Here is a 21942-nt window from a genome sequence, read left to right as displayed (position 1 = left end):
GGCACGAACTTCAGGAGAAAACTTGTTCGTCGTTTTGCTTGTCATAGACCCTACTTCTCACGAGTTGGGGTCTCCGGCAAACCCGGTGCGGTTCAGAGACCGATCCAAGGGCGATGGTCAGCCAGATCAAGTTCGAAACGTGGGCTAGGGCCACTGCGGAGAAAAACGAACGGGCATGAGATGAAAGCGCTTCCTCTGCTGGAATTCGCGGCCTTTAGGAGCTAGCTATTGTGCTTCGCCCTGCGGATAACACGGAAAACGACAGTGGAATTAGCATGCTAGAAGTGCAACTAAGACAGTCTCTCAGCGCGGCTGCGACCCGGCTTCTCGACTATATCGAGCGGCATCCGAATGCTGTGCTTGTCAGCTCTGCGCTTGATCTTGCCGCCAAGATCGATGCGTCCGATGCGACCGTTATTCGCTCGATCCAGTCCCTTGGCTTTGACGGACTGCCGCATTTGAAGACAGTGATAGCCGAGAAACTCGATCAAGGTAGCCGCACGCCGGTGGAAAAGGTGGGCGTCACGGTTAGGGAGCTGACGCAGGAGACAAGCAGACCGCCTCTCCAGCTCGTGGTCGAAGCCTACGCCAAGACGTTAGAGCGTCTCTCAAATCCTTCTCTACCGGATCAGTTCGAATCAGCTGCGCACCTGCTCGATGGCGCAAACCGGATCGGGCTTTTCGGAAGTGGGCCGCTTGTTCGATTGGCGCAGCAAACCGCAACTCATCTCGGCCGTATAGGCCGGCCGAGCTTTGCGATGGAAGGCACTGGCCATGCCTTTGCCGACGCTCTTCTTGGCCTGCAGAACGGGGACGCGGTCGTCCTCTTGGCCTACGGCAAGGTGCATAAGGAAAGCTTGCTTATCAAGGAGGAACTTAAGCGTGTCGGCGGAAAGCTTATCGTCATCACCGATAACCCGAATGGGCGACTGTCGAAAGACGCCGACGCTGTTCTGGAAGTGCCTCGCACCGAAGTGGGCAACATGACTTTTTACGGCACCATCCTGCTCGCACTCGAAACCCTGGTACTATCGCTCACTCAACTCGGACCGAACCGCGCGATGGAGACGGCGCATCGTCTGCGGGATTTCCGCACCGAGCTCGACCGCGGCGTTTGATGCGTTTTAATTGACACGCCATCAGTACTACGCGTCACATCGTGTGCTTTGCGACACGGACGACGCCCAATGTAGCGCCGGCGCAAGCGGTACCGGACGGGAAATTTAAACTTGATCAGAATAATCATGAATGGTAGTTGCTACTACGCTGTGTAGTGGCCGGTACATATACGTGAGGTCTCCGCACGCAGCGACGTGCCAGAGGAGGCTGGAAGCTTGGTTCGGGCATGGACGCCATTCGAGTCCAACCGAGGAGCCATTTTATGATTTCCCGAAGAACAGTTCTGACTGCCTCCCTAGCTCTCGGAATAGCAACAGCATCCTCGTGGGGGCATACCGCGTGGGCGAACGACGATCGTATCCTCCAGATCGTCTCCCCGCGCGAAATCACCAGCCTCGATCTCGGTGATACAAGCTACCATTTTCGACGCCTGCGTGTCGCGGAAACGCTGGTGACGATCGACCCGGAAGGCAAGCTCGCCCCGGAACTTGCCGAAAGCTGGTCGGTCAGCGATGACGGTCTCGCCTGGACTTTCGTCATTCGCAAGGGCGTGCGGTTCCATGACGGGTCGGAGCTGACCCCTGAACTGGTTCGCAACGCAATCGAACTCATGCGCAAGGCCAACACCAACTCCGAAATGGTGTCGAAGCTGCCGATCTCAGGCGTACGTGTCGACGGTCAATCCGTAGTGGTCACCCTTACGCGGCCGAACAGTCTCGTCGCCGACTTTTTCACCGACGGCCCCGCCATCATTCTGGCGCCGGCCTCGTTTGCCGCCGACGGCACGGTCAAGCAGATCATTGGCACCGGCCCCTACCGGATCACGAAGATCGACAGTAAGACCTCGGTCGATCTCGAAGCGTTCCCGGATTATTGGGGTGAGCAGCCCCACATCGCTAAGGTGCATTTCACCGGCGCCACGTCCCCTGACACGATCGCCAATATGGCGGAGGCCGGACAGGCTGATCTGGTCCTCGGCTTGCCACAGGTACTGCGTGATCGCGTGGAGGCAACCGGCAGGGTTAGTGTAAAGCAGGTTCAGACCGCACGCATCAATGGCGTCTTCGTCAATGCCGAAGATTTGCGTTTCGACAACCCCGTTGAGCGTCGTGCAATCTCGCTGGCGCTCGACCGAAAGGGTATCGCAACGGCACTGTTCAAGAATCCCAAGGCCGCCGCCAATCAGCTCTTTTCTTCCGCGTTCGCGGACTGGTACGACCCCGACCTTCCCCAAGTCGAACGTAATGTCGAAGAGGCGAAGCGGCTTCTCGCCGAGGCCGGCTGGGTTGCGGGCTCCGACGGGATTCTCGAACAGAACGGAACCCGCTTCTCATTCACGATGATCGTCGGCAAGCAGCCCGAGGTGTCTTCTCTGGCTGAGGCAATCCAGGCGCAGCTCGCCGATGTCGGCATTGAGGTCAAGCTGGAAAACGGCAATCAGGGACAGGTCATGGAGACGATAGCCAAGGGCAACTTCGTCTTCGGCCTGACACGACGAAACTACGGCGCAGTGCCCGATCCCGTCGCTACGCTCGTGCTGGACTATGCGGAGGAAAACGCCGCCTCGTCCGTCTGGAGCGGCGTCAACTACCACGATCCGGAAATGGAAAGCGCCCTCAACGCCTATCTTGCCGCGCGGACAAAGGAAGAGCTCGCGGTGGCCCGGGACAAGCTTCGGACACTCGTCAATGGTGATCTGCCGGTCATTCCGGTGGTCTGGTACGACTACAATGTCTCGATTTCCGACCGGGTCGATGCCAACAGCGTGCCGGTTGACGCCCTTGAGGTGAGCTTCTGGATCGATCGCGTCAAATGGGCTGAGTAGGACCGTTGTCCGTTCGTCGCATAATCGGTGCGATACTGGGCTACGTTCTGGCAGCGATCGGGGTGGCCATCGGCGTGGCCACCCTTGCCTTCATTGCCGTGCAGTCTGCCCCTGGCGATGTGGCATACCGCATCGCCGAGGCCCGCTTCGGTGAGAACTTCAGCTTCGGGTCGGTGGAACAGGCTCGTGAGGCGACAGGGCTCGACCAGCCGATCATCATTCAATATGTACGCTGGGTCGGCTCGGCGCTGACCGGTCAACTCGGCCGTTCCGTGATCAGCGGTCGGCAGGTTGTCCCCGAAGTCTGGCGCAGTTTCGAGACGACACTCAGCATAGCGGTGGCCGGTGTGGGTCTGGCGCTTATTCTCAGCCTGGCTATGGGCTTTGCGGTCGGCATGCGGCGGGACAGCATCATCGATCGGGCGTTTCTCGTCGTTTCCGCCGTCCTGTCGTCTGTGCCCTCTTTCCTGCTTGGCATCATCCTGATCACGATATTCGCCATCGGTCTGCGATGGTTGCCGGCCGCCGGCAACAATCTGCCGGGCTACGCCGTTCTTCCCTCGTTGACGCTTGCGATCGCACTGCTGCCGGACCTTTCCCGCGTCGCCCGCAACGCCGTGGTTCGGACGATGCAGGAATTTTATCCGACCTATGGCCGCATCAAGGGACAAAGCTGGTTACGGATCATTTTTTTTCATGCACTGCGTCCGACGCTCGTGCCTGTCGTCGCTTATTTCGGGCCGCTGATGGCCGGTACGATCGGCGGCCTGGTCGTCATCGACGTCCTGTTCAATCTCGACGGCCTCGGGACCCTGTTGATCGACAGCGTGCTCGCCGCCGATATTCCGATGGCCATGGGCGCCGGGCTGCTGATTGGCATCTCTGTCGTTGTCATCAACGGTATTGCCGATATCAGCATGCAATTGCTCGATCCACGTCTGATCGCGCCGGAATCCAGACCATGACTAACCTGTGTCCCGAACCGCGCCATGAGAAACGCCGGCTGCTGCCATCGCCGGGTGTTCTTATCTTCGGTTTCCTGCCGCTGGGCATCATGCTTTTTCTGGTCCTGTGCGGCCCCCTGCTGCTGACGGTTGATCCCAATCGCCAGGCTCTCAGTGCTGCCTATGCGACACCATCGGCGGAACACCTGCTCGGCGCAGACAATCTCGGTCGTTCGATCGCCGCCCGCGTCATCGCTGGCGCGCGGGTCTCGCTGGGGATCGCGGTTGCCGGGGTCATCGCTTCCTTGATTACCGGCCTGGCGCTCGGATTCCTCTCGGCGTTCCATGGCGGCTGGATCCGGCAGGTGATCATGAGGCTCTCCGACGTGATCATCGCCTGCCCGAGCCTGCTGTTCGTCATTCTCGTTTCCAGCCTGCTCGGCGGCGGGATCGGCCCGATTCTCTTTGGCCTCTGGATGTCTCAATGGCCGGGCTTTGCCCGCCTGACAGCCGCCATAGCCGGCCGGGAGCTTGCCTCCGATCATGTCGAGGCCTCGCGCCTGCTCGGATTTGGGCCGGCATATATCTTCCGCGTGCATGTGCTGCCGGCGATCACACCATATCTCGCTTCGCTCGGAGCCCTTACCGTCGGAGCCAATGTCCTGACCATCTCGTCGGTCGGCTTCCTCGGGCTCGGCCTCAGACCACCGGACGCCGAATGGGGGGCGATGATCGCGGGGACCATGACCTTCTTCCGCACCTACCCGCACATGGTACTGACGCCCGCCGCGGCGATTCTCATCTGCACGCTGTCGGCCACGCTGATCGGCGAGTATTATAGCGGGCGTCGCCAGGGCATCGAGGAGGCCGTCTGAGTGAACACGCTTGCCGTCGAAAATCTGACGATCGCCACACCGCACCGCGTTATCGTTGAGAACGTTTCCCTGACCATAGCGTCGGGTGCGATCCTGGCTGTGCTGGGAGAGACAGGCAGCGGCAAGAGCCTGATCGGCAGCGCTATCATGGGCCTCGTCCCGAGAGGCGTTTCCGTGTCCGGCCGCATCGTCGTCAATGGCCGAATATATGATGCGAGCGACAGCCATGCGCTTCGATCGCTCTGGTCGAAGGATATTTTTCTGCTGCCGCAGGAACCCCTCAACGCACTTGCCCCGCTGCTTGGTGCTGACGTCCAGGTCGGCGAGCAGATTAAGGCGCCGACGGCTCTGGCCGACGCTGCTACGGCGCTTTCCGCGATGCAACTGGATACCGAACATCATCGCAAGCGCCCGTTCGAGCTTTCGGGCGGCATGGCGCAGCGCGTCATGGCTGCGATTGCATCTGTTACCCGCGCCGGCATTATCATCGCCGACGAACCGACCAAGGGTCTCGATGCGGACAGGCGCGACGTTGTGGCCACAGTATTCCGGATGCTACGTGACCGCGGCAGGGCGATACTTCTCATAACCCACGATATCGCACTCGTCCGGTCGCTGGCCGATCAGATCGCCTTTCTCGATGAACACAGAATTGTCGAATCCGGCCCGGCCGAACAGGTTCTGCGAGACGCCCGGACAGATTATGCCCGTCGCTATATCGCAAGCGATCCTGCCACTTGGGAGCCGAGACCTTACGCGCGCTCGCACACGCCGAAAGTCATCGAAGCTGATCACCTGCGTATAGGCATCGGCGGGAGGGTTCTCGCCGAAGATCTCAATTTCCATTGCCATGCGGGGCACATCTGCGCGCTTCTGGGCAAGAGCGGTATCGGCAAGACAACGTTAGGACGAACACTGCTCGGACAGGTCCTGCCCCTTGGCGGCGCAATTCGAAGGCCGAACACTGCGGGGTCCAGAGAGTTTCAAAAGCTTCATCAGGATCCGACGCGCGTCTTCTCGCCTTGGCAGTCCCTGGGGCGCAGCCTGGAAGACCTTCGTCGTCTTCCGGAGGGAGAGCGGGTGTTCGGCGAAATACCCGCATTGATGCAGCGCTTCGGCCTGCGCCGCGACCTTCTCCATCGGCGTCCACACCAGATCAGTGGCGGCGAAGCCCAGCGACTGGCGCTTGTGCGGATCCTTGCCACCAAACCTAAAATGCTGATCGCGGATGAACCCACCTCCCGCCTCGATCCGCCTGTGCAGGAACAGGTGATCCGCTATTTGCGCAAGGCTGCCGACGAAGATGAGCTTGCTATCCTGCTGATCACCCACGATCGCGAGCTTGCCACCGCAATCGCTGACCGCCGAATGCTGATGCTAACAGCTGACGGTTCGCCCACCATGCTCAAGGATATCACTCGAGATACAGGTTGATGACCACGCCATGACGTAATGAATATTACGTACATCCCCTTGCGAGCTGTTTTTGCGTAGTTTACACTACGCACCACATTCATTTGCAAGGATATTTATCATGCATTTCGACGCCCAACTTTGGAAAGCCACCGAAGGTTTCCGAGCCCGTATCGCGGCCGCCATTGGTTTAGGGTTCATATCCCTGATGTTCGGGATCGCCAGGTTCATCATCCTTGGGTGGTTGATAGCCCGTTTATTCGAAGGCGCTGCCCTGAACGCATTAGTGATGCCGATCGTGCTGCTTGTCGTGGCGATCGCTTTGCGAATGGCGCTCGAGTACTTGAGAGCCCTTCTCGCGCATCGTACGGCTGCACTTATCCAGGATCGGGTACGGCTGAGCCTTTACGACCAGATCGTCAGGCTCGGCCCAGCATGGCTGGCTGAGCGGCGGACAGGAACAATCGCGCTGTCGACCATCGACGGCGTCGAGCAACTCCAGACTTTCTTTGGTCAGTTCCTGCCCCAGCTCGCGATCGCACTGCTGGCACCGATACTGCTCTTCGGCATTCTGGCATTTTGGGATATTCCCGTGGCGGCGGTGATATCGGTAGCGGCCATCCTCGCGCTCGTCCTTCCGCTCATTCTAAAACGGATCGGCGAAGAATCGACATTGAGGAGAGTGCGCTCGTTCAAGGCATTCGGCGCCGACTTCCTGGATGCCGTGCAGGGTCTACCGACACTCAAGGCGTTTGGCCAGAGCGGGGCTTTCGGCGACCGGCTTGCGATAAAAGCCAACCAGCTGGCCGATAGCACGATGTTCGTGCTGCAGGCCAGTTTGATGAGCCGGGCCCTGACCGACCTCGCCATTGCCGGCGGCGCCGCCGCCGCCATAGCACTCGGCGCCTGGCGAGTAAGCCATGGTGAGATGAGCATCGAAGCACTGCTGATCGTCCTGATGGCCGGCACGGAAGTGTTTCGTCCTTTACGGGATCTTCGTTCCCTGCTCCACCGGGGAATGATGGCCAATGCTGCGGCTGTCGGCATCAAGAGCTTGCTGCAGGCCACGCCGCCGCGGCCACCACGCGAGACATCTTTGACGCCGCTTCTGGAGCCGTCGATTTCATTCGACAATGTTGAGTTCAGTTATTCAGACGAGCGAGGTGCCGCTCTGAAGGGCATATCGTTCGATGCGAAGGCAGGCGAACGCATCGGGATCGTCGGCTACAGCGGATCCGGGAAATCTACGATCGTAAAGCTGCTGCTGCGCTTCTACGATCCCAATTCCGGTACGATCAAAATTGGCGGCCATGACGTGACCACTCTTGCAGCCGATCATATCCGTGATCAGATCGCCGTCGTTCAGCAAGATACCTACCTCTTCTATGGCACAGTCGAAGACAATATCCGCATTGCTCGGCCCGGCGCCACGGCAGATGAGGTAGAGGCGGCCGCACACGCTGCCAATGCGCATAACTTCATTAGTGCTCTCCCAAATGGCTATCGCACCGTCATCGGAGAACGTGGTCTGCGGCTTTCCGGTGGCCAACGGCAGCGTATCGCGATCGCGCGTGCCGTCCTTAGAGATGCTCCAATCCTCGTCCTTGACGAAGCGCTCTCTTCCGTCGATGCGGAAAATGAGACCATCATCCAGGCTGCCCTCGACGACCTATCTCGTAAGCGGACAACAATCGTGCTCGCACACCGGCTATCGAGCGTCATCGATGCCGACCGGATCCTCGTGGTGTCTGACGGACGCATTGCCGATAGCGGCACGCATGCCGAACTGATTGGCCGTGACGGTCCGTATCGCGACCTGATGTCCGAACAGATCGAGTTAAGCGGACGCGATACCGTGCTGGACTTCACACCAGCCTCAAGCGCGCAGAACAAGATCGACGCAGGCATCTCCCATAAGGCTGCTGCGAAGCTTCAGGCAACCGAAGGTGAAAAGATCGCAGCGAACCTTTCCGCGTTCCAAACGCTCGGCACGCTATTCAGCCTCATTGGGCCGTGGCGCAAGCAATTGATCTTGACCGTGACCTCCGGCGTTGGCCGGGTCTACGCCCTGGTCGGCGTGAGCGCACTCAGCGCCTTGACGGTCGCGGCGATCAAAACAGGAACGTCCTACGGATCATACCTTATTTGGATGGCGATCCTGGTGCCGGTTGCAGCGTTCCTACAGTGGAACGAGTCCTGGCGCTCTCATGACATGGCCTACAGGTTGCTCGCGCAGATGCGTGTCGACCTCTACAGGGTGTTGGAGAAGCTCGCACCGGCCTATCTTCTCAAAAGGCGAACTGGAGATCTGGTGTCGCTTGGTACCCAGGACGTCGAAACGGTAGAATACTTTTTTGCCCACGTCGTCGCTCCAGCCATGGTGGCGATACTTGTTCCGACCTCCGTCCTCATCGCTCTCGCCTTCATTGCATGGCCGACTGCTGTGGTCCTCTTGCCGTTCCTGCTTTACGCAGCGCTCGCGCCCGTATTCGAGCGGCGTAAGGTCGACAGCCTCGGCAATCAGGCGCGCAAGGATCTGGGCGGTCTCAATGCATTCGTTGTCGATACAGTTCAGGGTCTCGGTGAGCTCATCGCGTTTCGGGCGATCGGCAACCGTCGGGGTGCCTTCGAGCAGCAAACGGCCGAGTATCAGCACACCCGGCTCGCGCTGAACGCCGACCTGTCGTTCCAGGTGGCCAAGCAGGAGATGATATCGGCGCTCGGATCCGCATCGGTTCTGATCACATCCGCAGTTCTGATCCACACCCATGCGTTCGAGCAAACCTATCTCCCGCTGGTTGCTCTCCTTTCCGTGGCGGCGTTCGTACCGGTATCGGAACTCGCCCAAGCGGCAAGGCAGCTCGCAGATTCAATTGCCTCCACACGCCGGGTACATGCCGTCCATGTCGAGCCGGTTCCTGTCACCGACGGCCCCGATAAGCTACCAGACTCGGTCGGCGGATCGACACTGGAGTTCTCGGACCTGACCTTTTCCTACGACACGAATGGTCCCCCAGTCTTGAAGGATATCAACTTCAAAGTGGCTGCAGGCGCACGTATCGCCCTCGTCGGTTCATCGGGTGCAGGCAAGACGACGATCGCCAATCTTTTGCTGCGCTTCTGGGATCCGGAAAAAGGACGCATTACAATCGACGGTCACGATCTGCGGGAGATCACACTCGACAGCCTTCGTGAGCATATCGCTCTCGTCGCCCAAGACACGTATCTATTCAACGCCACCCTTGCTGAAAATATCCGGCTCGCGCGGCCTAACGCAACCGATCAGGAGCTGACCCAGGCAATAGAGCGGGCGGCTCTGACGGATTTCGTGAGGTCCTTGCCAGCCGGGTTGGAGACTCAAGTTGGAGAGCGAGGCGTGCAACTATCCGGTGGCCAGAGACAGCGAATTTCGATCGCAAGAGCGTTCCTCAAAAATGCGCCTGTGCTGATCCTCGATGAGGCGACGTCCCATCTGGACGCCGCAAGTGAGGCGCATGTTCGCAAGGCTCTTGATGAGCTGATGGTCGATCGAACAACGATAATCATCGCTCACCGCTTGTCGACCATCCGCGCGGCCGATGAAATTCTTGTCATGCGAGATGGCCGGATCGTAGAGCGAGGAGCGCATCACGATCTGGTGGCTATGGGAGGATTTTACGCTGAGTTGATCGGCCATCAATCGGCGGGTGTCGTCGGGGTCAGGGTCGCTGCGGCAGGTTAACGACAGTCGTGGCTTGGTCCACGTTCACTGTTGGCCCGCCACGTGTGCGGGCCAACGTCATTAGCGCTTAAAGCCGATCGAAATTTCGGCTCTTCCGTAGAAAGAGCTACTAGGGGGGTGCGGAAGAGGGCGAAATCCTACGTTTTCATGAGCGATTTCGGTTTTACGGTAAGGAGTTTCAGACATACATGCACTTTTTCCTGTCTTCTCAGGTGTGACATTATGGATTCACTTGGGGGTGTTTCCTGGGCGGTTCCCAAAGATAAGTACCCGATCCCATCATCGCTCAATCCTCCGTAATTCGACGCGTCAATTGAATCACGACATCAATGTGCCAGTAATGTCTATCTTCAACCCAGCGCCCGAAAACACGCATACGATCTGTGGGTAATGGATTTCAACTTTATCCTGTGCAATGGTCTGTCAAAATCTTATCAATTTCTGATTTATCCGGGTTTCAATTTGATGGCTGAGATCGATAATCAAGTCCGCCTCGAAAATTACCTTCAGGTACTCGTCGGGTTGCCATTGAGCATTGCCCGCAATGCTGCGGACATGAAGGTCTTCCATTTCGGAACCATCCGACCGCATCCGTCAGGCAGAGGAACTGTCGGTGCTTATGCACTGCATGTTCAATGTCCGTGGCGCTTCGTTGATGAGAAGACAGTAATCACAGGGACATCAGATCGTTTTGTCGAGTCGGCTGAAGGAACGAGCACAAACGATGACGACCCTAAATCGGGAAGCCTACAGCTCATCAAAATTGCATCTCTGCTGAAAGGCTACGACGCGGAGACAAACTCCTTCGTGAACGCCACTAAGAAACTCCTCGTCATCGCTGCCAAGACAGACAGTTACGGCGGGGCTGACTTACTACTGTCAGGTGGTTACCGCCTGCAGGTTTTCCCGGATGGTTCAATTGGCGAAGATTGGCGTTTTGTCGAGCTTCAAGGCCGCCATGTCGTTATCGAAGGCGGGCGCGTACAGGTGGACGAATAGCAATCTGATCTCAAGGCCCGCTCGCCGGAGTTTTTCAACGGTATCTGCCATAAGCGGACGTAGCTCGATCGATGTCACAATGACCGCAAGGTAATGTCGGATAGAAATACTGTGAAGGAAAGAGGATGAATCATTTCGATATACTTGGCCGCAGCATCGCCGACCCGGTTGTCGAGTCTTACCTTGCCTATCACGAAAGGTTGGATCCTATCGATTTCCGCACAAATGCGGAGATTGGATTTTTCGGCGGTTTCGATAGCGGTTTCGGTCTGCAGGTGGAAAGCCTTTCCGCATACAGCACCGAATTCGAAGAGGTACGGTCAAGGCACCTGCCGGACGGCGAGGAGAGGATCGTTTCTCGGCTGTCCTTTGCTGGGCTGGATACCATCAGGGCCCTGCAACGCGCCTATCTGTCGGCGCTGCCTTTCGATCTGACGTTCGGAGACAGTAGCGACGTCGTAGCCGAGAAGCTCGGGACCGGTCCGTTTCGGGAAGGCAAGAGCAGCACCCTACCGGAATATTCAGCCGAACGCTTCGATCATTCATATGCTTTCGGCAATTTGGTCGTGATCGCAAAATATGACGCGGACTTGCGGTTGATGGCAGTTTATCTGATGCAGGCTGACCGCACCATGCTCAAGGCCAAGCACCGAAGGGCGTCCTTTCCCAAGCAGAAGATCGTGCCCGGCAATGTCGATAAAGTCGAAGCATTGCGGATCCAGATGCCGACGGCGCGCTGGCGGGAGTCCATGGCCGAGGGAGACGAGCTTTTCAACGAGGCCGATATTGCCACGGCTGAAACGGCGTTGAATGCGTTCATCGATAAAGTGAAGTCCGCCACCAGCCAACGGGATGTGCAGGCCATCGAGGCGGCGGTAAAGGACATCGTTCTTGCGATTAATGAGATCCACGGCAGAAGCGGGATGATTGAAACACTGGAGCGTGACGAACTCGGTGTCCTGATCGACACGGTGGTAAGGGCGTCAGGCTTCAGCCTCCCCGATGATGAAGATATCACCGCAGAATGGCGGGAGTGGTAACGAGACGCGCGTCGCGGAAATCCTGAAACTCGCTGTTCTAGGGTTCGGGGAGTTTTGCGTACTTTATGAAAGGAGCCAAACATTTCCACTCCCAAGCTAATAGCCTTTGATGTTGATGGCACTTTGTTGCGTGGAGAGAATATTTGCGGCTGCATAGCAAGGAATATTGGCCGCACTGCCGAGATGGACGCATTCGAGCTTTTCCGCTCACGAGAGGAAATAACAGCGGGCCGTCAAAAGATGTTGGAATGGTATGCGCCATACAACCGGGCGACACTGATCGAATACCTTCAAGAAGTTCGTCTTGTATCCGGCGTTCGGAGTGGCTTTGCCCGCCTGAAAGATGAAGGCATAAAAATCGCATTGGTCTCGATCACATGGAAATTCGCCGTGGAATGGTTGGCTGCTGATCTGGGTGCAGATTACGCGATAGGCACAGGGTGGGAGGATGGCGAGATCGCTCACTTCTGGCCGGAAGATAAAGCGATCTGGCTTCAAACCCTGATGGCGGAGCTTCAGATTGATCGAGACTCTTTGGTGGCCGTAGGAGATTCCCACGGTGACATACCAATGTTGCAGTTAGCGAAACGAAGCTATTTCGTTGGCGCAGTCCTTCCGCCAGAGCTTAGGCACGTCAATCATTGGCCTGATGCGGATATTGAAGCCATCGTGAACGATGCGCTACAACATCTGTCGCGAAAACCCTAAGACCTGGCATGTCGCGGGGTTTGCGATTTTTGCAAACGGTACGGTAAGGAGTTTCAACATACATCCGATTTCTTCCTGCTTTCTCGTTTTCTCGGGTGCGATACTATTGGCTATGGGTGTTGCATGGGCGGTACCCGGAGATGAGACTCGCGACTGGATATTCCGCGGCTTTGAACTGATCGAAGCACTTGAAGGCAGATCGGGCGATGAAATGTCGGGTGAAGCCGGTCGCAGTGGGCCGAATGCCCGCGCCATCGCCGGTGTCGCAGACGCCACGAGCGGCACGCAGTGGTGTGGTGCCGGCCAGGTTCTTCCCCATGAATTCCCCGACCGTATTTATACCTATCTTAAGACGCTGTCGCCTGAGCGGCTTAAGCAGAATGCTGCGACGCTCGTGATTGATGGGCTGGCCGCAACGTTTCCTTGCTCGGTCGCCGATTGATAGGGAGTAAGCTGAGGCGCGAGAAGTTTGTCAGCGTCTTACAAGATGAAAGCAATCGCCCACAGGAGCAAGAATGCAGATAACCAGACGAAATACGTGGCGTCCAAATGCTGGCTCGATCTTCATCCTCTCCATTCTGGCCACGATAGTGGCAGGAACGGTTTTCGCTCAAGGTAACGATACATCGTCCAGAGACAGCTTGCTGGTACCTAAAGAGTTCGATTTTTCAGCGCCAGCTTTGAATTTTAGAACCAAAATTCCGCACGATTCGAGGGTAGAGACCGTGCCGATGGAGCCAACTGAGCCAAACACAATTGGCAAGGTGATGGTCATTGGGAAAATTGCGGCTGGGGAAAGCGATTTGAAGGTCGAGACGACCATGATCGGCTACAACCTTCAGGCTCCCGCTGCAGCATTACGTATCTGCTCTTTCGACGTGGAAGCACTCGGGTATACCATACGCATTTTTAGAACTGCGCCGGATCTAACGGAAGCGAAGCTGCTGGCCAAGAAAGCCGCAAATGGCAAACCACAAAGCGCCGTCATGGCCTATTGCTTTGCCCGCGCGCAACAGGCACTGGGCATCTACTTCATCGTCGATGTGAGTGGCGCAGCAAGCGAAGACGCCGCAGACGAGCTGGTGCGTCGAGCTGACGAATACGCGGCTTCGTTCGTTGACAACCTTTCATGGGAAAATGGACAGCAATCAAACTTCGGCGAGGAATTGCAGACGGTTCCTGTCCGCATTGGCGACACCCAAAACCTGCTGCACATCCCGAGCGGATGGGAGATACCCATCAATGACTTTCGCGGCCCCCTGCCTGCGGAGCTGCATTTGATCAGGCGCAAGAACGGCAAAGATGTCGGCTTGATCTGGTTGTTCGTGCAGAACATGAAGGAGAAACCCGACCTCGAAACGTCCGGCGCCGCGATTGTGAAGGATTATTTCGTCAAGCAGACACCGGATGCTCGAACCCCAGTGCTGCTATCTAGTGAAGAAGATAGTGCATTGGCAGAACAAGGGATCGCCGCGCGAACCTTCCGGTTTTCGGTGAAGAACAGGGAAGGCAAGGACGCTGGTGACATTGAAGCAACCGTCGTCTGGCATAATGGCCGGCTTTCCGTACTTACACTGTGGTCGACATGGACATCCGCAGCCAATCGCAACACCTTTTTCTCCCGCCTGCCGGACCTCACAGTCTACGACATCGCGCGACAAGACGTAATGGTCCCGCAGTTGTAGACAGCGAGAACCTATGCCCAGCGGCAAACACGAATTTATTCCCGCTTCCATTTTTGAAGGAGCATGGCGCATTGATGGTGCGATCGGAAAATTCGCCTGACCTAGATAAGCTTTTCCCCCTCGCATATGCCCATTGGTATGCGGCGAGCCTGTTTCTCGATGCTGGACATCCTGCTGCCGTAGTGCTTCGGCGTCTCGGTATCGACGCTGAGCGCTGGATAGCGTGCCGTGAACGCTATGCACAGCTTCATTTCGCAGACACCGACTGGGTCGCGTCGGCCTATCGCGAGGACGGGCTTCAAGCGCCGGAGCACGACGCCGAGCTTTTCAAGCACCTGACAGCGTTTGGGCCGATCCAACAGCCGGGAGCCCTGCCCTTTAGCGTGCAGGACGAACTCAGCAGGCTGCGGCGTGTTGTAGAAACCAATCCTCGCATTGGTCCCTTCGCGGACGTCGCGTGGATCGCGCATTATCTGGGCGAGCGGCGCATGCCGACCATCCGCTACGTCCATGACGGTGTCCATGTCCGCGTCGACGGCGCGCCGATCTGTGATCGCAAGGGCATTCCGCTCATCGGCGTGGATCCTTTCAGCTTCCGCCAGTTGGGCGAGCGCTGGTTTCGCGACCACAAGCGGGTTTACGGTCAAGGCGAGACGCAGACCACACTGTTCTGGTTCGTGGTGCGCGACGCTGATCCCGATAGTTTTACCGCGCTCAATGAACGCTATGCCGCAGACAAGGCCACCGGTTATTATATCACCAATCTGCGCCTGCCGACCGAAGATCCCGGCACGTTCGAGATCATCGGTTATGATTTGGGGCGCGGGCCAATGTCCCGGTTTCATATCGAGAGAAGCGACTACGCCAGAGACAGCCGCAAGGTCTATGCGTTTGGCGTGACGATTGCTGGCGCTGATCCGTCGACCTTTCAGGCTATCGGCGACGAAGGACAATATTTCGCGGACAAGGATCGAATCTACTTCAGAAACCAGCCGATCCTGGAGGCCGATCGGGCGAGCTTCACCTGCGCCTCGGAAGCCGGCCAATACCTTGCTTATGATAAGCACCGACCCTACTGGGCAGGAAAGGCGCAATCCATCTCGGCCGTATTAAAGCAGTGGCGTACTTACTTCGAGGCTCGCCCCGACCTGGACGGGACATGGTGGCACAGCGAGAAGGCACGGCAGGATGCCGGACAAACCGGGGGGACGCCGGAGCCGCGGCCGCTCGGCGGCCCGTTCTTCAGCGACGGCCAGCGGGTGCTGATCAGGCCGCGCCGGCCGGACGACGGCGAATGGGTTTCGCTCGACCATTTCGACCATGCCAGCTTCCGGCCGATCGTCGATGTCTTCGGGCAAGACCGGCACGGGCTTCGCTATTTTCTGCCGGGACTGGAGGCCTACGGGCAGGACCCGGTGAAAGGCGGCGACCCTGCTAGCTTCGAGGCGATCGCCGAAGGCTGGTTCAAGGATAGCCGGCAAGCCTATTATCTTGACAGCGCAGCCTCGATACCGGCGCTCGCGATCGTAAAGGCCGACCTGAAAAGCTTCGAGGTGCTCGGCGGCGCCTACGCGCGGGACACGAAGGGACTTATCGTCGAAGGAAAACGGAAACGGGACATCGCCGATCCAGGCGCCGTGGCGGCGCTCGGCCATGCCTTTGCCCGCATGGGCCAAGTCCTGCTCTATCGTGGCAGGCCCGTCGCGCGGCCCGGCAAGGTGGATGGCGCTACTGCGCGCGGCGTGCACGACGAGGTGCTGATCGATGCCGGCGGCCACCTCCTGATCGGCAGTCGCTACCGCAAGCCGGTCCCCGGCCTTGATCCCGCGACATTCCGATTTCTCAACAGGCGCTTCGCCGTCGACAACGACCATGTCTATGCGTTGACGGACGACGCTCTTCTCGTCTGCCACGACATCAATCGGGCCTCCATCTCGACCGATGGTGGCTATGCTGTCCAGGACAAGCAAGCCCGGTTTCATGTGTCGGGCTCGTCCGTATACCGAACACCTCTTACGGAAGGGCAAGAGAACACGTAACCTTCCAGCGGATCCTATTTCGGATAGCCTCGCAGCCGTACAGCATGAATTGAATCGAAATGATCTTTGTTTGTTATGACTGGGGCTGGCCACAGCCTGAACTGAAAACTACCATGCACGACGTGGCGAAAGCAGCGCGATCAGCGCTGGCGATCGGTGCCACATAGCGATCAAGGTCACAAATCCAGGGCTTCTTAGAGTGTCGCTGGTTTTGGATTTTTGCGACAAGAGGAGCGGCAACAGCATTGGCAATTCATGTCGAATTAGAACGCCTACCGAGTGACAATGTGCAGCACTTGATCGACTACGGTTTAGACATCTTCAACACTGAGAATGCAGGCCCAGATAATGCAGAGGATTTGTGGGTTATCGCCCGGAACGACGGTAGAAGCGTTCAAGGAGGCCTGAAGGGCCGCACATTTTACTCTTGGTGTCGGTTTGCGCTAAAAACTGATCCACTTTTCCATTCTGACAGATTCCATCTGCACCAAAAAAAATCTTGCTCAATCAGTTCTTCGACGGAATTGAAGTGGTTCAGTGCGAAATGGAAAAGTTGGCTAAATCGTGCTGAAACTCAAGAGGTGTCGCTCAAATCCTGATTTTCCAGCGCTGCAGAAGGCAGTGATCAAATCGAGCCAAACTCGGGAAGTATGCGATAGGTATGAAATCTTACAGGTAGGCAATGAGAGATATGAACCGCAGCGTTACCTTCACTTTGACCGCCGACGACTATATTGCTGCCAACAAGCTGTTTATACTGAAATATTCAACCTCACGCGGGCCGCTCGTTTGCTGGCTGATGGTCGTTTTTGTGCTGCTTGGCTCGCTCTTCATGTTGGCGCTGCGATTCCCCGATGCGCCTTTCATGGCACTCTTCTACATCTGCGTGGCGGTTGTGATCACAATACCGCTCTACCAATATTTTTTCGGCGCCGCCGTGTTTGCTCGCAAGGCCTACGCAGACCAGAAAAGCCTGCAGCACCCGATGACGGTTGCATGGTCTGATGAAGGCTTCAGAAGCACCTCACAGCAGGGCGATTGGAACATTCCTTGGAGCGACTATCTTAAATGGACCGAAGACAGCAAGGTGATCCTCCTCTATCAGGGAGCGCGTGTGTTCAACATGCTGCCTAAGCGCGTCCTCACGCCAGCACAGATCGACGACTTCAGGCAATTGGTGGCCGCCAACATCAAGCTCGCATGAAATGCGCCGAGCTAAGATGGAGCCTTTCCTATTGCGGAACTCCTGACTTTCGAACCTTGCAAAAGTCAGGATAACATGCCGGACAAAACTCGGGAATTCTGCACGCCTGGCGACGTTGGCACAGCGCGGGTTCAGCGTGATCAACGGAGCGGAAGATGACAGCATTACACCAACTCCGGGTAGCTTTTCCGGCGGCAATACTTTCGATAGGTTTCGCTATCAATGTTGCATCAGCAGGCTCTGGCAACGATGAGGGCCACGACTGGATAATCAGCGGGACTGAGCTGATCAAGGCGCTCGAAGGAAAGTCCGATGATGGCGCTCTACAGAGCGAGGCTGGTCGGATCAAGTCGGGCGCTCGCGGTAGTGCTTATATAGCTGGGGTGGCTGATGCTACCAACGGGACAGGGTGGTGTGGGGCCGGATCGGTTCTCCCCCATGAGCTTACAGACCGCGTATACACGCATCTTCGAAGCGTCACACCAGAGCGTCTCAAAGACAGCGCATCGACATTGGTGATAGAGACGCTAGCTGCTATTTATCCCTGCCCCGCGAATTAAAGAGGAGTCCTCGAGTTTTGCTATTATTGGAAATCTTGCTTTTTTCAGCAGCGTTTGTGGCGGTCATTCTTCTGGCGACTCACCAAATTGTCGCGCAGGTCAGGGAATACCGATTTTATAAAAGTAACGGCGGTGATTTTTCCGTCGATAGCGGCATGGACAATCTGAAGCTTGATGAGCGTATTCATATCAATGCCCTCGGCCTAACGAATTGGCAGCGTTTCTACCTCTTTCGTCCGTTTTACATCGTACTGCTTATGACCTTCGCTGGAATGATGCTATTCTCCCTGTTCTGACTGGTATGATAATATTCCGGGCTCTGTTGCAAGAATTCCGATTTGCCGTGAAGAGGCCCTGCCTCCACGTCGGTCATGCGGCTTTTGCGTCGAGATTTTGCGCGAGCATTGCCACAATTTCGGTGAGCGCGCTGGGCCCGATCCCGAAGGCTCGTTCAACGATGCGAGCTTCGCCGCGAATGTCACCGGTCAAATTGAAAATGGCAGCTTCCCCTTTCGCAACGCCCGCATCACCTCGAAGCCCTTGATTGTCGCATAGGCCGTTTTCAGGCTCTTGAACCCGCGAACTGGCTTGATCAGCTGTTTTAACTTGCCATGATCCGCCTCGACCACGTTGTTTAGATATTTGACCTGCCGATGCACAAGGTCTTGCGGACACTTGCCTTCGGCTTTCAACTGCGCGATCGCGATGCCGTAGGTCGGCGCCTTGTCGGTGTTGATGACTGTTGGCTTTTCCCAATCCTTCAAGCCATTTAGAGCTTTTCCCAGAAATCGCCTGGCTGCCTTCGCATTGCGCGTCGGCGACAGATAGAAATCGATCGTGTTGACCAACTTATCAACGGCTCGGTACAGATATATCCACTTGCCGCGAACCTTCACATAGGTTTCATCGACCCGCCAACTCGTCGATTGCGGCCGACGCCAATGCCAACGCAGGCGTTTTTCAATCTCCGGCGCGTATTTCTGGACCCAGCGATAGATCGTGGAATGATCAACGCCCACACCCCGTTCGCCCATCATCTGTTCAAGATCGCGATAGCTCACGCCATAGCGGCAATACCAGCGGACTGCCCACAAGATCACTTCGCCCTCAAAATGACGCCACTTGAATTCGCTCATCAATAATCTCGCTCAAAATCACCACCGCTCTTCCGGCACCAAAGGATTTTTTGCAACAGAGCCCTCAGGCTTGCGTTTCAGTTTTTCATGTCCAGAAGGACGGCGATGTTCCTTTTTTGTTCTCGAAATTACAAAGAGTCAAGCGGGCTGATTTTGACGCTGTCGGTCGAGAATTGGACTCACGGAACCGATTTAAGAAGAGAATCAGACATATATCTGGGCAATTCAGGGAAAAGCCGAAAGAAAATTTTTCTAACCGAGCGCCTGCGAGGGAGTAAAGGGCCGGTATTCGCATCGCAACTTGTCAGAAAACTGCATATATTTCTGACAGGAGAATTGCCATGCAACGACTGACAACACAGATCATGGGCACTGCCGAACGGCTGCCCGAACGAACGGCGCTGTTCACGAAGGCCTTCCTACATTTGGGAAACCGTGCTGCGGTAGACCAAGCACTGTCACGTCTGAGACTGTGAGCCCACTCGTTGTCGATGCGATCAACACACAGTCGCTTCCAGCGACCGTAAGGATAGACGCCGACAAGCTATTCATAGACCGCGAAGCCGTTGGGTGAAGGCTCGGGTTATGTCGTGCCAAGCGTGATGTCAGAGTTTGGGGCATGATCGACGGGAGAGCCGGCAAGTATTCGCGACGTTTCGTGTAACGCTGCGGGTTTGGTTGCTGGTCTAGTCTCGCGTCAGGGATGGCCGCCCGCATGGGGGAAGACCCGCCGGGGCTTCAGCTCTGCCAACAGCCCGGCCCGGAGGGACGCCCGTCTGCCTCCGACTTTGAGATCGACGCATCTGGACTATCTTGAATTGACAAATTTGGAATCTTGTAAAGTTCGAGTCGCACAAGCTTTAATCTTGTGCCATAATATCAAACATGAATAGACAACCAGAGACAAAGCTAAAGCAGCTTCTGCAGGAAGTCCCCCCCGGTTTCCTGGTGGATTCGGGGTGGATGAGCCGTCATGCAATCTCGCGGCAGTCTGTTTCAGGCTATGTCAAACGAGGTTGGCTAGAGCCGGTCATGTCAGGCGTGTACCGTCGCCCAATTTCTTCGGACGCCAATCCAGAAGCTGTCGGCGGCTGGAAAATCCCCCTGCTCTCGGCTGTCTGGCTCATGCGATGCAAATTTCATGTCGGCGGGGCGAGCTCACTCTCCTTGAGGGGACATGCCCACTACCTGTCATTCGGCGGCGAATTTGCCCTCTATCTCTACGGATCCGATATCCCGACATGGCTATCGAAACTCAGGACGGACGCCGATGTGAAGACCAAGAGTAACGTCTTGTTCGGCGACGGATCGATCGGCGTTGAAGACGTGGATTTCGACCTTTCCAACGGCGACGACCCGGAACTGGCGCAAAGCCCATGGCGCTGGCCAATACCGATGTCCTCACCAGAGCGCGCGATCCTTGAAATGCTCGAAGAGGTCCCGAGGGGAGAAAGTTTCCACAAGGTGGACGTGGCGTTCGAGAGCCTCGCCAATCTGCGCCCGAGATTGCTAACGACACTCCTCACCCAGTGCCGAAGCGTCAAAGCCAAGCGCCTCTTCTTCGTGTTTGCCGACAAGCATAATCATGCCTGGCGCCGGCACGTCGAAACCTCATCCTTCGATCTCGGCAAGGGCGACCGGGCGCTTACACCTGGTGGCCGGTTGCACCCCGACTATCGCATCACAGTCCCGGCCGACTTGATGCCAAAGGAGGCCCAACATGGCCCGTGACCAATACAAGCGCCAAGTCGACCTCCTGGTGCGGACGCTTCCTTACATCGCCCGCTACGACGCTTTCGCCCTGAAGGGCGGGACCGCCATCAACCTCTTCTATCGCGACATGCCGCGGCTATCGGTCGATATCGACCTGACCTATCTGCCGATCGAGGATCGCGAAACGACGCTGAAAAATATCGACACCACACTGGAGCGCATCCGCGAAGACGTGATGGGCAATCTTCGGGGCGCGAGCGTCCAACGGATCGCCGGCGGCGGCAACAACGACACCCGCCTCCTCGTCCGTCAGGGCAATGCCGAAATAAAGGTCGAGACATCTCCCGTCGCGCGCGGAACTGTCCATCCAGCCGAACGCCGACGCGTGAGCGCGGCCGTAGAGGATGAATTCGGTTTCGCCGAGATGCAGGTCGTGTCGTTCGAGGACCTATTTGGCGGAAAGCTCCATGCGGCAGTAGACCGGCAGCATCCGCGAGACCTATTCGATGTGAAGATGCTCTATGAAAATGAGGGCCTGACCGACGCTCTGTTCCGGACATTCCTGATCTACGTCGCCAGCTCCGGACGCCCGCCGCACGAGCTTGTGCGGCCATCGCTCGCAGACCTCGACGAGGCCTTCGTAAAGGAATTCGAGGGGATGACGATTGAGCCCGTCGGCCTCGACGACCTGAAAGCTGCGAGAAGCCAGATGAGGGCCGATATTCTCGCGAAGCTGGACGACAAGGCGATGCGCTTCCTGCTGTCGCTCCACGATGGCGAACCGGATTTCGAAGCCATCGGGCTGCCACAGGCCGCGGAGCTGCCAGCCGTGCGCTGGAAGCTTCTAAATTTGCAGAAGTTGAAGGAGCAAAACCCCACGAAACACGCCGAGCAGCGGCGGGAGATCGAGGAGATTACCTCGGAGACCCGCAAGGACTCCGGAGGCGACAAGACCTGACCC

17 protein-coding genes and 2 pseudogenes are annotated in these 21942 nt (G+C 57.1%); 18 read left to right on the top strand and 1 reads right to left on the bottom strand.

The window, feature by feature from the left end; translation table 11 throughout:
• Positions 1–275: 275 nt before the first annotated feature.
• The 15 genes from ACI2KA_RS24785 to ACI2KA_RS24715 all read left to right on the top strand — a co-directional run bounded on the left by ACI2KA_RS24785 (position 276) and on the right by ACI2KA_RS24715 (position 18428).
• A complete protein-coding gene (locus ACI2KA_RS24785; RefSeq protein WP_404505104.1) occupies positions 276–1118 on the top strand; it encodes a MurR/RpiR family transcriptional regulator in 843 nt (280 codons plus the stop codon).
• A gap of 263 nt (positions 1119–1381) precedes the next feature.
• Positions 1382–2944 carry an ABC transporter substrate-binding protein gene (locus ACI2KA_RS24780; protein WP_404505103.1) on the top strand — a complete coding sequence of 521 codons (1563 nt, stop codon included), beginning with the start codon at positions 1382–1384 and terminating at the stop codon, positions 2942–2944.
• A 5-nt stretch (positions 2945–2949) separates the two neighbouring features.
• Positions 2950–3909 (top strand): ABC transporter permease, encoded by a 960-nt coding sequence (locus ACI2KA_RS24775; protein ID WP_404505102.1) that lies wholly within the window; start codon positions 2950–2952, stop codon positions 3907–3909.
• Complete coding sequence (locus tag ACI2KA_RS24770; protein ID WP_404505101.1) at positions 3906–4763, top strand: ABC transporter permease; 858 nt, start codon at positions 3906–3908, stop codon at positions 4761–4763. The genes ACI2KA_RS24775 and ACI2KA_RS24770 overlap by 4 nt, the downstream gene beginning before the upstream one ends.
• A complete protein-coding gene (locus tag ACI2KA_RS24765) occupies positions 4764–6197 on the top strand; it encodes an ABC transporter ATP-binding protein (RefSeq protein ID WP_404505100.1) in 1434 nt (477 codons plus the stop codon). It abuts the gene before it with no gap.
• 100 nt (positions 6198–6297) lie between these two features.
• The gene (cydC, locus tag ACI2KA_RS24760) at positions 6298–9897 is read left to right on the top strand and encodes a thiol reductant ABC exporter subunit CydC (RefSeq protein WP_404505099.1); all 3600 of its coding nucleotides are present in this window, start codon (positions 6298–6300) and stop codon (positions 9895–9897) included.
• Between the two features lie 390 nt (positions 9898–10287).
• A complete protein-coding gene (locus ACI2KA_RS24755) occupies positions 10288–10896 on the top strand; it encodes a hypothetical protein (protein WP_404505097.1) in 609 nt (202 codons plus the stop codon).
• A 125-nt stretch (positions 10897–11021) separates the two neighbouring features.
• Positions 11022–11936, top strand: coding sequence for a hypothetical protein (locus ACI2KA_RS24750; protein ID WP_404505096.1), 915 nt, complete (start codon positions 11022–11024; stop codon positions 11934–11936).
• A gap of 81 nt (positions 11937–12017) precedes the next feature.
• Positions 12018–12644, top strand: a complete 627-nt coding sequence (locus ACI2KA_RS24745) for an HAD family hydrolase (protein ID WP_404505110.1) — start codon at positions 12018–12020, stop codon at positions 12642–12644.
• Positions 12613–13086, top strand: a complete 474-nt coding sequence (locus ACI2KA_RS24740; protein ID WP_404505095.1) for a Rap1a/Tai family immunity protein — start codon at positions 12613–12615, stop codon at positions 13084–13086. The genes ACI2KA_RS24745 and ACI2KA_RS24740 overlap by 32 nt, the downstream gene beginning before the upstream one ends.
• A 73-nt stretch (positions 13087–13159) precedes the next feature.
• Positions 13160–14329 (top strand): hypothetical protein, encoded by a 1170-nt coding sequence (locus tag ACI2KA_RS24735; protein WP_404505094.1) that lies wholly within the window; start codon positions 13160–13162, stop codon positions 14327–14329.
• A 74-nt stretch (positions 14330–14403) separates the two neighbouring features.
• Positions 14404–16368: a DKNYY domain-containing protein gene (locus ACI2KA_RS24730; RefSeq protein WP_404505109.1), complete on the top strand. Its 1965-nt coding sequence runs from the start codon at positions 14404–14406 to the stop codon at positions 16366–16368.
• Positions 16369–17059: 691 nt separating this feature from the next.
• A complete protein-coding gene (locus tag ACI2KA_RS24725; protein WP_404505093.1) occupies positions 17060–17572 on the top strand; it encodes a YcxB family protein in 513 nt (170 codons plus the stop codon).
• 155 nt (positions 17573–17727) lie between these two features.
• On the top strand, positions 17728–18132 hold the full coding sequence (locus ACI2KA_RS24720; RefSeq protein WP_404505092.1) for a Rap1a/Tai family immunity protein: 405 nt from the start codon (positions 17728–17730) through the stop codon (positions 18130–18132).
• 35 nt (positions 18133–18167) lie between these two features.
• On the top strand, positions 18168–18428 hold the full coding sequence (locus tag ACI2KA_RS24715) for a hypothetical protein (RefSeq protein ID WP_404505091.1): 261 nt from the start codon (positions 18168–18170) through the stop codon (positions 18426–18428).
• Positions 18429–18501: 73 nt separating this feature from the next.
• Here the strand turns inward: ACI2KA_RS24715 and ACI2KA_RS24710 are convergent.
• A pseudogene (locus ACI2KA_RS24710) lies at positions 18502–19268 on the bottom strand (IS6 family transposase).
• A 469-nt stretch (positions 19269–19737) separates the two neighbouring features.
• Between ACI2KA_RS24710 and ACI2KA_RS24705 the strand changes: the two are divergent.
• The 3 genes and pseudogenes from ACI2KA_RS24705 to ACI2KA_RS24695 all read left to right on the top strand — a co-directional run.
• Positions 19738–19957, top strand: a pseudogene (locus ACI2KA_RS24705) (nucleotidyl transferase AbiEii/AbiGii toxin family protein); the annotation flags it as partial.
• A 196-nt stretch (positions 19958–20153) separates the two neighbouring features.
• A complete protein-coding gene (locus tag ACI2KA_RS24700; RefSeq protein ID WP_404505090.1) occupies positions 20154–20999 on the top strand; it encodes a type IV toxin-antitoxin system AbiEi family antitoxin domain-containing protein in 846 nt (281 codons plus the stop codon).
• Positions 20989–21939, top strand: coding sequence for a nucleotidyl transferase AbiEii/AbiGii toxin family protein (locus ACI2KA_RS24695; protein ID WP_404505089.1), 951 nt, complete (start codon positions 20989–20991; stop codon positions 21937–21939). The genes ACI2KA_RS24700 and ACI2KA_RS24695 overlap by 11 nt, the downstream gene beginning before the upstream one ends.
• Positions 21940–21942 lie beyond the last annotated feature (3 nt).

This window comes from Agrobacterium sp. NPDC089420 (assembly GCF_044900305.1).
In the GTDB taxonomy this organism is placed as follows: Bacteria; Pseudomonadota; Alphaproteobacteria; order Rhizobiales; family Rhizobiaceae; genus Agrobacterium.
Note: the sequence above shows the minus strand (reverse complement) of the source record. Positions and strands in the feature narration are given on the sequence as shown.